At 47.3% G+C, this 13,384-nt stretch carries 14 protein-coding genes; all 14 read right to left on the bottom strand.

Going from position 1 to position 13,384, the window contains the following annotated elements; genetic code table 11:
* The 14 genes from MH144_RS11185 to MH144_RS11120 all read right to left on the bottom strand — a co-directional run bounded on the left by MH144_RS11185 (position 1) and on the right by MH144_RS11120 (position 13,383).
* Positions 1–765, bottom strand: coding sequence for an RsmE family RNA methyltransferase (locus MH144_RS11185; protein WP_239299813.1), 765 nt, complete (start codon positions 763–765; stop codon positions 1–3).
* Positions 766–903: 138 nt separating this feature from the next.
* Positions 904–1,584 (bottom strand): site-2 protease family protein, encoded by a 681-nt coding sequence (locus MH144_RS11180; protein WP_239299811.1) that lies wholly within the window; start codon positions 1,582–1,584, stop codon positions 904–906.
* A 3-nt stretch (positions 1,585–1,587) separates the two neighbouring features.
* Entirely contained in the window at positions 1,588–2,553 is a 966-nt protein-coding gene (prmA, locus tag MH144_RS11175; protein WP_239299809.1) for a 50S ribosomal protein L11 methyltransferase, read from the bottom strand.
* A 161-nt stretch (positions 2,554–2,714) separates the two neighbouring features.
* Positions 2,715–3,107: a hypothetical protein gene (locus MH144_RS11170; RefSeq protein ID WP_239299807.1), complete on the bottom strand. Its 393-nt coding sequence runs from the start codon at positions 3,105–3,107 to the stop codon at positions 2,715–2,717.
* Positions 3,100–3,279 carry a YfhD family protein gene (locus MH144_RS11165; protein WP_239299805.1) on the bottom strand — a complete coding sequence of 60 codons (180 nt, stop codon included), beginning with the start codon at positions 3,277–3,279 and terminating at the stop codon, positions 3,100–3,102. Before MH144_RS11165 ends, MH144_RS11170 begins: the two co-directional genes overlap by 8 nt.
* A 38-nt stretch (positions 3,280–3,317) precedes the next feature.
* Positions 3,318–3,686, bottom strand: a complete 369-nt coding sequence (locus MH144_RS11160; RefSeq protein WP_239299803.1) for a hypothetical protein — start codon at positions 3,684–3,686, stop codon at positions 3,318–3,320.
* 235 nt (positions 3,687–3,921) lie between these two features.
* A complete protein-coding gene (gene dnaJ / locus MH144_RS11155) occupies positions 3,922–5,043 on the bottom strand; it encodes a molecular chaperone DnaJ (RefSeq protein WP_239299801.1) in 1,122 nt (373 codons plus the stop codon).
* 128 nt (positions 5,044–5,171) lie between these two features.
* A complete protein-coding gene (dnaK, locus tag MH144_RS11150) occupies positions 5,172–7,016 on the bottom strand; it encodes a molecular chaperone DnaK (RefSeq protein WP_175397471.1) in 1,845 nt (614 codons plus the stop codon).
* A 151-nt stretch (positions 7,017–7,167) separates the two neighbouring features.
* Positions 7,168–7,746 (bottom strand): nucleotide exchange factor GrpE, encoded by a 579-nt coding sequence (gene grpE, locus MH144_RS11145; RefSeq protein WP_239299799.1) that lies wholly within the window; start codon positions 7,744–7,746, stop codon positions 7,168–7,170.
* Positions 7,747–7,812: 66 nt separating this feature from the next.
* A complete protein-coding gene (gene hrcA, locus MH144_RS11140; protein WP_095289841.1) occupies positions 7,813–8,844 on the bottom strand; it encodes a heat-inducible transcriptional repressor HrcA in 1,032 nt (343 codons plus the stop codon).
* A gap of 254 nt (positions 8,845–9,098) precedes the next feature.
* Positions 9,099–9,569, bottom strand: a complete 471-nt coding sequence (locus MH144_RS11135) for an N-acetyltransferase (RefSeq protein ID WP_095289839.1) — start codon at positions 9,567–9,569, stop codon at positions 9,099–9,101.
* A 116-nt stretch (positions 9,570–9,685) separates the two neighbouring features.
* Entirely contained in the window at positions 9,686–10,870 is a 1,185-nt protein-coding gene (gene hemW / locus MH144_RS11130) for a radical SAM family heme chaperone HemW (protein ID WP_239299796.1), read from the bottom strand.
* Positions 10,871–11,094: 224 nt separating this feature from the next.
* Complete coding sequence (lepA, locus tag MH144_RS11125; RefSeq protein WP_239299793.1) at positions 11,095–12,909, bottom strand: translation elongation factor 4; 1,815 nt, start codon at positions 12,907–12,909, stop codon at positions 11,095–11,097.
* 147 nt (positions 12,910–13,056) lie between these two features.
* Entirely contained in the window at positions 13,057–13,383 is a 327-nt protein-coding gene (locus tag MH144_RS11120; RefSeq protein WP_239299790.1) for a DUF3679 domain-containing protein, read from the bottom strand.
* Position 13,384: the final 1 nt, after the last annotated feature.

Here is a 13,384-nt window from a genome sequence, read left to right as displayed (position 1 = left end):
TTACATTCCCCCCATTTCTCCGGATTCATATAAAACACAAGTCAGCGCTGCCATCCCTGCGGTCTCGGCACGCAAAATTCGCTTGCCCAGCCCTACGGATACCGCGCCTGCCTGATCGGCTTCCAGCGTTTCTCTCTCGGAGAACCCGCCTTCAGGTCCAACCACAATCAACACGTCTGCAGCCGCATCAGATGCGAGCTGTTCAATAAACGGCTTCAGCGCATCGCGCAGCTGCATACCGTTCTCCTTTTCATAACAATAACATACTAAACTGTAGCCCTCAAAAGAAGACAGCAGCCCTTTCCAGGAAAGTGGCTGCTCGACGGATGGAATGCGATTCCGATGACTTTGTTCAGCGGCTTCCTTGGCAATTTTGCGCCACCGCTCCAACCGTTTGCCTTCTTTCTTGGCGTCATATTGAACAATCGTCCGTTCCGAGAGGAAAGGTACAAAGGCTACCGCTCCGATTTCGGTACATCTCTGAATAACCGTCTCCATCTTGTCGCCCTTCGGCAAGCTCTGGGCCACCGTTACGCGAATACGGGCTTCATGGTCCATTTTCAGAGATTCCACGATATTTGCCGTTACCTGGCCAGCTTCGATACTTTCAATCTCCACCAAAGCCTCACGACTCTGTCCATCACTGACAATCAGTTTATCTCCAGGCTTGCCACGCATCACTTTACCGATATGGCGCGCATCATCTCCCAGAATGACAACAGAATGCTCTGTAAGCTGTTCTGCAGATACAAAATAACGCTGCATGGGTTTATCCACCTATTCTTTCCTGTTATGACTGGCATTCACCCTGCCTTGCGGCAGGCATGAATCCAATCGCCACAGATGATCATACAACTTTTATGTCCTTCTGACTAGCATTTCAGTCCAAAAAGACGAGCGATATTATCGATATAATCCAATGATTCCTTTTGCCAAATTAACATACATATTCTGCGCTAATTCATATAATGGCTGAATTGTAGCGTTCTGCAGCGGAGGAATAATCAGAATTAAGAGAAAAATAAAAATGGACCATTGTTCAACGCCTTGCAGTTTGCGGCTAACCGAAGGTGGCAATACATCTTCAAGAATCCGGTAACCATCCAGTGGCGGCAATGGGATCAGGTTAAAGAGGAACAGGAAAAAGTTTGTCAGATTGAAAATGGAGAAGAACATGGAGATCGCCGTGAATAACCGTTCATTCTCAATTCCACCTAAAACTCCCGAACCTACAAGAGAAGCATAGATAATGGTCCCCACAATAGCCAAAAGCAAATTGCTAAGCGGTCCAGCAAACGATACAATAACTCCCATTAATCTGGGCTTATCAAAATTCGCACGATTGACCGGAACAGGGCGCGCCCAACCGAACCCGGCAATCACAAGCAGCAGCACGCCAAACAAATCAAAGTGAACTGCCGGATTAAGGGTGACCCGACCCAGCAGCTTGGCGGTCGGATCCCCGAATTTATTGGCAAAGTACGCATGTGCAAACTCATGTACAGTGAAAGCAATCAGAATCGTCAGCAGGAAAAACGGGAGCTGATCAATGGGATAACGAAAGAACGAATTCAGAAAGTCCATCCGTTACCTCTTTCTGGCAACGTAAGCCAGCCAGTCCTCATCACGGTGGACCGCACTAATTTCAAAGCCGGAAGCAACGAGTGCATCATGCACAACCTGCTCTTTGTTTTTCCAGATACCTGAAGCAATATAGACACCGCCTGGTTCCAGTGCATTGTATACATCATCAATAAATAGCATAATAATCTCGGCCAAAATATTGGCTACGATTACTTTCACAGGCAACTGAACACCCAGTGCAGGATCCTGGCTTCCAAGAACAGATAGGAGATCACTCTCTTTAACCGTAACTTGCTGCTCCAAGCCGTTCAGATGCACGTTCTCCTTCGCACTCGAAACGGCGACCGGATCAAGATCCAGTGCCAGAACATGCTTTGCACCCAGCTGAATGGCACCAATCGCCAATATACCCGAGCCTGTACCCACATCGATGACTTCCTCACCACCCTGGATTACCGTTTCCAGTGTCCGCAAGCAAAGGGAGGTTGTCGGATGTGTACCGGTACCAAAAGCCATACCTGGATCCAGTTCGATGATCTTCTCTTCCGGACTTTCGGGTGTGTAGTCTTCCCATGTCGGTTTGATCGTCAAACGATCAGATACGCGGACGGGCTTGAAATACTGTTTCCAGGCATTAGCCCAGTCATCTTCATCCACCGTACGAACCTCATACCGGATCTCACCTGCATCAATATCAAATTCGGAGAGCTGCTCAATTCTAGGGTTAACCTCGGCTTTAAGGGATTCCATGTCCGTACCTTCCGAGAAATACCCTTTAATAACAGCCAGACCTTCCGGAATATCATTCAAAGGCAGCTCATACCACTGGCCATAAGACGTATCACGCTCTTTATTTAATGTGCCAGATTCTTCGATCGAGACCCCTCCAGCACCTGCTTCATGCAAAAAATTCGAGATCATTTCCACAGCTTCTTCTGTGGTATGTATTGTTAGTTCATGCCATAACATACTTGATTTTTCCTCCTCATTTTTCAAACATCCCAATCATTGTACTACACAAGGGAGCAGGAGCACAAAACCGTTCCTGAGATTTAAATCAAAAAAACAGGACATCCGCAGCTAACTGCTCGGATATCCTGTTTCGATTGTGCCAAGAAAAGGGAGAGCTCTCAGCAGAAACGTCCACCGTTCTGGGTAATCATCTCAGCCGCTTGAGGGAGATAGTCACTAGGTACAGAAACGGTCAACAGTATTTCTTGCTTCGAGGGAACAGATGCACGCTGTTCTGTATTATCCATGACCTCGCCATTGGACAAGATCTCTGTCTCGTCACTGATGAGTGCAAGTACATTCAGCTCCCCACTGAATCCCCCAGTCAAGGCAGTAGGTGCTTCATCCATACGCTCGTGCGGTTCTGCGCTTCTGGAAAAGGATTCGCTCGTAAGACTCTCGATGCTCAACTGATTCGGATGCAGCAATGCCAGAGCTCTTCGTGCAGATTCTGCTTCAGTCCAGCTGGTGAAGACCGCCTCGATGGTTACAGCCGAGCGTTCTTCATTCATGAAGCTCCCGTCCCTGACGACGATCAGCCGCTTCACTGCGCCGCAATGCCTCTACGTCATCATGGTCCGCAATCTCGGCGCTGAATTCAACATCTTCGTTTTTAGCGGATTGCATCCGTTTCATCTTTTCCGTTTTTGTCAAAATCTTGCCTGGGCGTTCGTGCTCAGCCATCGTTATAATCCTCCTTCAAAATAGGTTAGTCCACTTCCCTAGATCATTCCACCAGCTTGTTCAATAATGGATAACGCCCGGTGATGTACAGCTTCGTCAACCACAACCGTTAACAATACATCTCTACCGGTAGGACCTTCTTGTCCACCATCACTCATACCACTCGCAGAGGGATCTGCTGCGGCCATGATTCCCGCTGTTGCATTCGTACCAAGCGCACCAGGTACCCATGATGAGAAGCTGCCAGAAACCCCTGGCGTATAGGAAGCGCCACTGGGTCCAATCCCTGCATAACGGCTGAAACGATTAATGGACAGGCCTTCCACACGCAAGGCTTCCAACTTTTTGGCTGCCCCCTCGGCCTGCTCCGGACTATGAAAATAGGCCAAAATGTTTTTTTCGGTCATTCGGTTCACCTACTTCCCAATATTGCGCATACAGTTATGCATGATCATTCTCGCCTTGCTATCTTTCCGCAGTATTGCTCATATTATGCAGGATTCTCTCACGTGGAACACCTCTTATGGAGAGCTTATATCATGTAACTTAGTAGCAAAAGTCAAGCTTGAATCCTATATATGTAAAAAAGGACACCACGCGATTTATCGCCATGGTGTCCTTAAACATATTATATGTTGATGCTTAGTCTCCGCGGAAAGCCCGTTTCACCCGGTCAAAGAAGGATTGCTCATGTTCATGGGTTTGCTCTCCATCCAGTGCAGCGATTTGACGAAGCAGATCTTTCTGCTCATCATTCAGCTTGCTTGGTGTAACAACAACCACTTTTACATGTTGATCCCCTTGGCCCATACCACGCAGGCGTGGAACCCCTTTGCCTTTGAGACGGAAATACGTTCCGGTTTGTGTACCCGCTGGAATTTTCAACTTCACTTTTTCAGTCAACGTTGGAATCTCAATCTCGTCACCCAATGCTGCCTGAGCAAATGTAAGTGGAATTTCACAGTAGATATCATCGCCTTCACGCTCAAAGAAATCATGTGATTTCACACGAATGACGATATACAGGTCTCCTGCTGGTCCACCTCGCAGACCACCTTCGCCTTCACCAGTCATGCGCAGTTGAGCGCCGTCATCCACACCTGCCGGAATGCGAACATGAATTTTGCGCTGCTTGCGGACTTTACCACTGCCGCTGCATGTTGTACATTTTTCTTCAATGATTTGACCAGAACCATTACAGTTCGAACAAGCACGACGATTGACCATGCGGCCAAATGGTGTGTTTTGCACGACTTCCTGTTGACCGCTACCTTGGCAGACCGAACAAGTCTTCGGCTTCGTACCCGGTTTGGCACCTGAACCATGACACGTATCACAGCTTTCGGTACGCGGAATGGTAATGTCGGTTTCTTTGCCGAACACCGCTTCCTTGAACTCAATGGTCATGGTGTACTGCAGATCATTTCCCCGTTGCGGAGCATTCGGATCACGTCGTCCGCCGCCACCACCAAAGAACATATCGAAGATGTCGCCAAATCCGCCGCCGCCGAAATCACCGCCACCGCCGAATCCACCCTGATTCGGATCGATATGACCATACTGATCATACTGAGCCCGCTTCTGGCTGTCGCTGACTACATCATAAGCTTCTTTTACTTCCTTAAATTTGGCTTCCGCATCTTCTGCCTTGTTTACGTCAGGGTGATACTGACGGGCAAGCTTACGGTAGGCCTTTTTGATTTCCTCGTCGCTTGCATTTTTGCCAACGCCGAGCACCTCATAATAATCACGTTTTTCAGCCACTCTTCCACCCCCATAACATTCACCTTATCGCACATCGTGACAAAAGGAAAGTCAAAGCACGGAAGACCCGGCTATGACTTTCCCCTCGATCCGAACGTCACCGATGATTAATCCACAAAAACCACAGATTAGTTTTGTTTTTTATCTTCATCCACGACTTCGTAATCAGCGTCTACGACGTTGTCACGTTTAGCGGAACCTTGTTGCTCTTCAGCACCTTGAGCTGCTTGCTCTTGTGCTTGTGCTTGCTCATACAGTTTAACGGACAGTTGTTGCACAATCTCTGTCAGTTCTTCTGTAGCTGCTTTGATATCTTCCAAGTTGTCGGAAGCCAGCACGCCTTGCAGTTTTTCTTTTGCAGCATTGGCTTTCTCAACTTCGCCAGCATCTGCTTTTTCGCCAAGATCTTTGATCGTTTTGTCCACAGAGTAGATCAGTTGATCTGCACTGTTTTTCGCTTCAACGAGCTCTTTGCGTTTTTTATCTTCTTCAGCGTGCAGCTCAGCATCTTTCATCATTTGTTCAACTTCAGCATCGCTCAAACCGCTGGAAGAAGTGATGGTGATTTTTTGCGTTTTGTTCGTACCTTTGTCTGTTGCAGATACGTTAACGATACCGTTGGCATCAATATCGAAGCTAACTTCGATTTGCGGAACACCACGTGGAGCCGGTGGAATATCTCCCAGCATGAAGCGTCCGAGCGTTTTGTTGCCAGCTGCCATTTCACGTTCCCCTTGCAGGACATGGATCTCAACGCTTGGTTGGTTGTCTGCATATGTGGAGAACACTTGGGACTTGGATGTAGGGATCGTTGTGTTGCGCTCGATCATTTTGGTAAATACGCCACCTGCAGTTTCGATACCCAGGGACAGTGGAGTTACGTCGAGCAATACAACGTCTTTTACGTCACCTGTCAGTACGCCCGCTTGTACAGCTGCACCCAAAGCTACAACTTCATCCGGGTTAACGCCTTTGTGAGGCTCTTTACCAGTCAGTTTCTTGATCGCTTCCTGTACTGCAGGAATACGTGTGGAACCACCAACCAGAACGATTTTGTCGATATCATTAGCAGTCATGCCAGCATCGCTCAATGCACGTCGAGTTGGTTCAAGCGTACGCTCAACCAGACCAGCAGAGATTTCTTCGAATTTCGCACGGCTCAGGTTCAACTCCAAGTGCTGAGGAACGCCGTCAGCTACAGTGATGAACGGCAGGGAAATCGTTGTAGTCAATACGCCGGAAAGTTCTTTTTTCGCTTTTTCCGCTGCATCTTTCAAACGTTGAACTGCTGCTTTATCTTTGCTAAGGTCAATGCCTTGATCTTTTTTGAATTCACTTACGAGATAATCGATGATAACTTGGTCAAAGTCATCGCCACCCAGTTGGTTGTCACCACTAGTTGCTTTAACTTCGAAGAAGCCGTCACCCAGTTCAAGGATGGATACGTCGAATGTACCGCCACCCAAGTCATATACGAGAATGGTTTGGTCTTCGGATTTCTCCATACCGTATGCCAAAGCTGCTGCAGTTGGCTCGTTGACGATACGCAAAACTTCCAAACCTGCGATTTTACCTGCATCTTTGGTTGCTTGACGCTGGCTGTCATTGAAGTAAGCCGGTACCGTGATAACCGCTTGTGTTACCGTTTGGCCAAGGTAAGCTTCGGCATCGGATTTCAATTTTTGCAGGATGATGGCAGAGATCTCTTGTGGAGAATAATCTTTGCTATCGATTGTTTCTTTGTGGGAAGTACCCATGTGACGTTTGATCGAGATGATCGTACGATCCGGATTCGTGATTGCTTGGCGTTTAGCTGTTTCACCAACAACGCGCTCTCCATCTTTTTTGAAACCCACTACAGATGGGGTTGTACGTGCACCTTCCGGGTTAGGGATAACGACAGCCTCGCCGCCCTCCATTACCGCTACGCAAGAGTTGGTTGTTCCTAAGTCAATACCGATTACTTTGCTCATCGGAAAATTTCCTCCCTCAACTATTTAAAATGGATCAGGTTGATCCTTATTTGCAATTCATCCTTATCGTGCTCTATGTGTGTAAACCTTTATATTAAACTTCGTCACAGCTTACATCCCAATGGAGCGAGCCCAGTATTCTGAAACAAAATTATGAGCTGACTTTAACCATGGCAGGACGAAGTACTTTATCCTTCAGCATATAGCCTTTTTGGACTTCCTCCACAACGGTACCTTCTTCATACTCGTCGGACTCCACTTGCATAATGGCTTGGTGGAATTCAGGATTAAACGGCTGTCCAACCGTGTCCATTGCAGTCAGACCTTCATTGTTCAGCACCGTTTCGAGCTGGCGGAAGATCATTTGAATGCCTTTGGAGAAAGATTCGGACTCCGTACCTTCCGGCACAGTAGCCATGGCACGTTCGAAGTTATCAATAACCGGCACCAGTTCGGTGACCAACTTCATTGAAGCATACTTCGCCAGTTCCTCTTTTTCCTTTTGTGTACGGCGACGGAAGTTATCAAAGTCAGCTTGAGCACGGACAAAGCGCTGCTGTGTTTCCTCAACCTCTGCCTTCAAACGTGCGAGCTCATCTTGCCCCTGATCTGCCATCTCCTCAGCTTGCGCTTCTGCAGCTCCTGCTTCGTTAACAGGCCCCTGGCTCTCGGCCGCTGTTGTTTCCTGCTGTTCCTGTTCTTCTGCTGCGAATGATTGCTCCTCTTTCAAGATGTTCACCTCCTTATACTAATGAATTCGTTCAATCCCGTATCCTTATGGCTTGCAGCATGTTTCCTATTTGAAGCGATGCGTTAGCATAGCCGTTAAATCACGAGATAATGTATTTAAAATATGAATGACACGTGCATAATCCATCCGTGTGGGTCCCAGTATCCCGATTGATCCCAAAGCTTCTCCATCCAATGAATAGGATGCTGTAATCAAACTGCAGTTGGCGAAGGCTTCATGATCATTCTCGGTGCCGATACGCACCTGAATACCTGATCCACCCGGTACAGGCATCATTAATTTCATGAGTGTTGGTGTCTCATCCAGCAGGTCAAGAATATCTTTTACCTTTTCGACATCTTTGAATTCCGGTTGGGTTAACATATTCGTTGCACCACTAAGGAAAAGACGGTTATCATGTTCGTTGTCAAAAGCACTGTTCAGCACCTGCATAACTTCCTCGTAGCGTGAAATGTGCCGTTCCATCTCTTGCCCCAGCTCGGTGTAGAGACGGGATTTTAATTTGTAGATAGGCACTCCTACCAGTTTGGCGTTAAGCAAGTTAACCACTTTCTCCATCTCGGCTACCGAGATCTCTGGAGGAATTTGAACAGTCTTATTCTCAACTTGACCCGTGTTGGTCACAATAATAGCCACGGCCGTATTTTCATTTAGCGGAAGCAGTTGAAAGTGGCGCAGCGACGTGTGAAACACTTCGGGTCCAAGCAGGATTGAAGTATAATTGGTCATGTGCGACAAGATGACTGATGCATGTTGAATCACTTGCTCCATGACATTCAGTTTTTCGGCAAAGAATGATTTTAGATCATCCAGCTCTTGCGGCTCCACCTGATTCCAGGGAACCAAATGATCGACATAGTATCGATAGCCTTTATGCGAAGGGATACGGCCTGCCGAGGTATGCGGCTGTTCCAGAAAACCCATATCTTCGAGATCCGCCATTTCATTACGGATCGTAGCCGGACTGTATCCAACATCTCCCCTTTTGGAAATGCTTCGGGACCCTACGGGCTCAGCTGAACGGATATAGTCATCCACTATAGCGTTCAGAATCATACGTTGACGCTCTGTTAACATGGTGAGTATTCCCTCCTTCTGACTGTACTGTCCCATGTCGTTAGCACTCCGGTTAGATGAGTGCTAAGCGGTAATACAAAAATACCAAACTGACGTGAAGATTGTCAAGTCAGTTTGATGAGTGCAATCATCTATTTATAGTATAGACCATTCTTGGCCGGTCATAACACCATTAGTCACTAATGACTATAAAAGAAAAGGACCCTGCTCAGACGAAATTTCCATTCTTCCGAAGCATGCGGTCCTTCATTATTTTATGCAGATACATTCAATTCCTTCAGCACCGCGATCTCATCACAGCAGTCCTGCTTGCTGCAATGAACGCAGTCTGTCCACACTTTTTCCGGGAATATCTCTTTGTTCACCACGGCAAAACCATTTTTGAGGAAAAAGGAAACTTCGTATGTCAGTGCCATGACCTTGGGAATTTGCTGCTTCTCAGCTTCCTCCACCAAACGGTCCAGGAGCAAGGAACCAATACCCATACCTTTGTGTCCTTCGGAGATGCCAAGCGATCTAACTTCCACCAGATCATTACCCAGACGGCACAGCGAGCCGCAGCCCACCACCTCACCGTTCACTTCGGCTACAACAAAGTGTTCCAGCTGCCGATGCAGTACTTCCCTTGATCGCGGAAGCATGATCCCACGTTCAGCATATCCCTTAATCATTTCAAACAATGGTTCAACATCTTCCGGCACGGCTTTTCTGCATATCGCCGACATCCCGCTCTCCTCCTATACAAGCTTTCCAGAGGAAAGCTGACTTCGTAGTTGTTATCCAAACACGCTCTGTAAAATCAATATGAATAAATATACAACAGAGTGTATGGAATTTCAAGCTACGAATTCAGCGATATTGACCCGATAAACTCGGCAAAAACGTCGTTACCGAACAGGATCCCCTGTTCACTGAGCCGGAAGCCGTCTGACGTCCGTTCAAGCAGTCCTGCATTCAGCATTTTGCCAAGCGGCTTAGCAAACACGTCTTCGATGGATTCACCAAACTGTTCACTGAACCGCGAAGCGGATGCGCCCTCCAGCATTCGAAGTCCAACCATCAGATAATCTTCCATGGCTTCCGCACGGCTGATCTCAAAATGATCCAGGCGAGGCAGTCCCCGGCGGGAAGCTTCAACATAAGGATTTATACCTTTAATATTCATATGACGCTCACGGCCCACGTAACCATGCGCACCAGCTCCAAGACCATAATAGTCCTCATTACGCCAGTACGTAATGTTGTGCCGACTCTCGAATCCGGGTTTGGCAAAGTTACTGATCTCGTATTGGCCGTACCCCGCTTCTTTCATTCGCTTCATTAATAGAAGATACATCTGCAGCTCATCATCCTCATGAGGGAGCGGCAGTTGATTTTTTTGATACAACGTATGGAACAGCGTATTCTCTTCCACTTTCAAACTGTATATGGAATAGTGAGGCAAATCGAGCGCAAGCGCCTTATCAATACTCTCATTCAGCATTTCCACGGTTTGATTTGGCAGGCCAAACATCAGGTCGATGGACAGATTCGTCAATCCTGCCTTGCGGGCATTCTCCAGACTACGGTATACATCGTCCGTATTATGAATCCGACCAATGCCTGTCAGCAGGTCATTTTGAAAAGCCTGTACGCCGAAGCTGACGCGGTTCACTCCGCCTTCTTTCATCACGGCTAGCTTCTCGGCATCTGTCGTCCCCGGGTTGGCTTCCATCGAAAATTCAATATCGTCCGCCCAATTCGGGAAATACGTTTTAACTGACCGCAGGAACACGGCCATTTCGTCCGGCTTCAAAGCCGTAGGTGTGCCACCACCCACAAAAATGGTTTTGATCTCTCCTGGTGGATTGGCCTTGACGGTATGCTCCATCTCCCGCTCCAATGCTTCAAGGTACTGCATTACAGGCTGGTCCTTCAGTACATAGGAATTGAAATCACAATAGAAGCATTTATTTGTGCAAAAGGGAATGTGAAGGTACACCGCTTGGGGTGCACCTGTTTTCCGGCTGTGTGCTGCCAATGTCATGGCAAGTCCCCCTCTATTTGAAAAAAGGAAAGCCATCCGGCTTCCCTTTCAGCTTGGTTTATTTAGTATTCTGCAATTCACTTTGATACACACACTCTGTGATGTACCTCAAATTAAATTGGTTAACGCATTCTCTGATACACAACGATTGATGTCCCCAGAGATTGCGTTATTAATTCAATTTTCATACGAACAACTCTGTGCTGTACTCAAAATTGAATTGTTTAGTCATCAATTTTCAGCACCGCCATGAACGCTTCCTGCGGCACCTCAACGTTACCAACCTGCTTCATCCGCTTCTTACCTTCCTTCTGCTTCTCCAGCAGTTTCCGTTTCCGCGAGATGTCACCGCCGTAACACTTGGCAAGTACGTTTTTACGCATAGCTTTTACAGTTTCACGTGCAACGACCTTTGTACCTACGGATGCCTGAATCGGCACCTCGAACATTTGCCGTGGAATCAGCTCGCGCAGCTTCTCACAGATAATGCGGCCGCGGTTGTATGCACGGTCACGGTGAACGATGAAGGAAAGGGCATCGACCTGTTCACCATTAAGCAGGATGTCCATCTTCACCAAATTGGACTGACGATAACCGGACAGTTCATAATCGAAGGATGCATATCCTTTTGTACTTGATTTCAATTGATCGAAGAAATCATATACGATCTCGGACAACGGAATCTCATACGTAAGGGTAACCCGAGTGGTATCGAGATATTCCATATTCACGTATTCGCCGCGTTTGTTTTGACAAAGTTCCATAATGGTACCTACATAATCATTCGGCACGATAATGGAAGCTTTTACATACGGTTCCTCAACATAATCAATCCTTCCCACCTCAGGATAGTTGGATGGGTTGTCGATATGCAGGACTTCACCATTAGTCAATGTGACGTGATAGATTACGCTTGGTGCCGTCGTAATCAGCGGAATGTTGAACTCGCGCTCAATCCGCTCCTGAATAACATCCATATGAAGCAATCCCAGGAATCCGCAGCGGAATCCAAATCCGAGCGCACTTGAAGTCTCCGGTTCAAAGCTGAGGGATGCATCGTTCAGCTGCAATTTCTCCAGCGCTTCACGCAGATCCACATAATCGGAAGTCTCAATTGGGTAGAGACCGCAATAAACCATGGGATTGATTTTACGGTAACCCGGCAAAGGTTCCGGTGTTGGATTTTTCGCATCGGTTACGGTATCCCCGACTTGGGTGTCACCTACATGACGGATACCTGCAACGACGAAACCAACATCGCCGACGTTCAGCTCGTCCACAATGGTCATGCGTGGTTTGAACGCGCCTACTTCAATAACATCAAACGATTTTCCTGTTGCCATCATTTTGATTTTGGAACCCGACTTAATTTTGCCGTCAATGACACGGATATATACAATTACGCCTTTGTACGGGTCATAGTGCGAGTCGAAAATCAGCGCTTTCAGCGGCTGGTCAGGATCACCCTGTGGTGCAGGCACGCTCTGTACCACCTGTTCCAGGATCTCTTTGATCCCGATGCCTGCTTTTGCCGAAGCCAATACTGCATTACTCGTGTCCAAACCAATAACATCTTCAACTTCCTGCTTCACCCGATCCGGATCTGCACTTGGAAGATCGATTTTGTTAATGACTGGTAAGATTTCAAGATCATTGTCCAATGCCAGATACACATTTGCCAGCGTCTGCGCTTCAATTCCCTGAGCCGCATCCACAACGAGAAGAGCGCCTTCACATGCAGCAAGGCTGCGAGATACTTCGTATGTGAAGTCTACGTGTCCAGGCGTATCAATCAGATTAAGTAAATATTCTTCACCATCGTCGGCTTTGTAGTTCAGGGCAACAGCCTGCAGCTTGATCGTAATACCACGTTCGCGTTCAAGCTCCATTTGGTCCAGTACCTGCTCCTGCATTTCCCGAGTGGTGAGCGCACCTGTGTACTCCAAGATCCGGTCCGCAAGCGTTGATTTGCCGTGATCTATATGTGCAATAATTGAAAAGTTACGAATTTTACGTTGTCTTGCCCGAATGTCAGTCATTCCTTACCCCCAGAAACAGCCTAGTGTCAATCACTTCATTATAACAGTTGATGCAGGGTGCATCAATCCCGCGTTGTCTCAACTTTATAATAATCATCACGTTTTGTGAATCTCCAGGGGTTTATTTTACCTATACCGAGCAGCTTTTTATTCAGCAACCCCGCTAAACAAGGAAACGACCCACTTAATTCCATTATGAGACAGATTTTGTAGCAGCCCAGCGGTTTTATCTGCAAGTACATCCACGGGTGCTTTGTTCTGTTCAGCCCCAAGTACCTGACTCGGCGTTTGTACAGGAACAATCGGTGTCTCTTTTTCTTCCTGTTGCACGGGAACAGCAGGCTCCGATTCGGCAGCGGGCACCTCTGGAATGTTACCCACCTGAAAGTTACTTCCTGCCAGCTGCATCCCCAGCAGAACCCCTAATAACATGAGTACAATAACAGTTAACATTTTTTTGCCGAATCTGGACACA

It is taken from the genome of Paenibacillus sp. ACRRY (assembly GCF_022346995.1).
GTDB lineage: Bacteria > Bacillota > Bacilli > Paenibacillales > Paenibacillaceae > Paenibacillus.
This window is presented reverse-complemented; position numbering and strand designations above follow the sequence as displayed.

Coding starts and splice junctions, on each gene's coding strand:
- lepA (WP_239299793.1), bottom strand. CDS start 12,909: ATGACTGACATTCGGGCAAGACAACGTAAAATTCGTAACTTTTCAATT.
- MH144_RS11170 (WP_239299807.1), bottom strand. CDS start 3,107: ATGAATGAAGAACGCTCGGCTGTAACCATCGAGGCGGTCTTCACCAGC.
- MH144_RS11135 (WP_095289839.1), bottom strand. CDS start 9,569: ATGTCGGCGATATGCAGAAAAGCCGTGCCGGAAGATGTTGAACCATTG.
- dnaK (WP_175397471.1), bottom strand. CDS start 7,016: ATGAGCAAAGTAATCGGTATTGACTTAGGAACAACCAACTCTTGCGTA.
- MH144_RS11185 (WP_239299813.1), bottom strand. CDS start 765: ATGCAGCGTTATTTTGTATCTGCAGAACAGCTTACAGAGCATTCTGTT.
- MH144_RS11180 (WP_239299811.1), bottom strand. CDS start 1,584: ATGGACTTTCTGAATTCGTTCTTTCGTTATCCCATTGATCAGCTCCCG.
- MH144_RS11165 (WP_239299805.1), bottom strand. CDS start 3,279: ATGGCTGAGCACGAACGCCCAGGCAAGATTTTGACAAAAACGGAAAAG.
- MH144_RS11160 (WP_239299803.1), bottom strand. CDS start 3,686: ATGACCGAAAAAAACATTTTGGCCTATTTTCATAGTCCGGAGCAGGCC.
- hrcA (WP_095289841.1), bottom strand. CDS start 8,844: ATGTTAACAGAGCGTCAACGTATGATTCTGAACGCTATAGTGGATGAC.
- hemW (WP_239299796.1), bottom strand. CDS start 10,870: ATGACATTGGCAGCACACAGCCGGAAAACAGGTGCACCCCAAGCGGTG.
- prmA (WP_239299809.1), bottom strand. CDS start 2,553: ATGTTATGGCATGAACTAACAATACATACCACAGAAGAAGCTGTGGAA.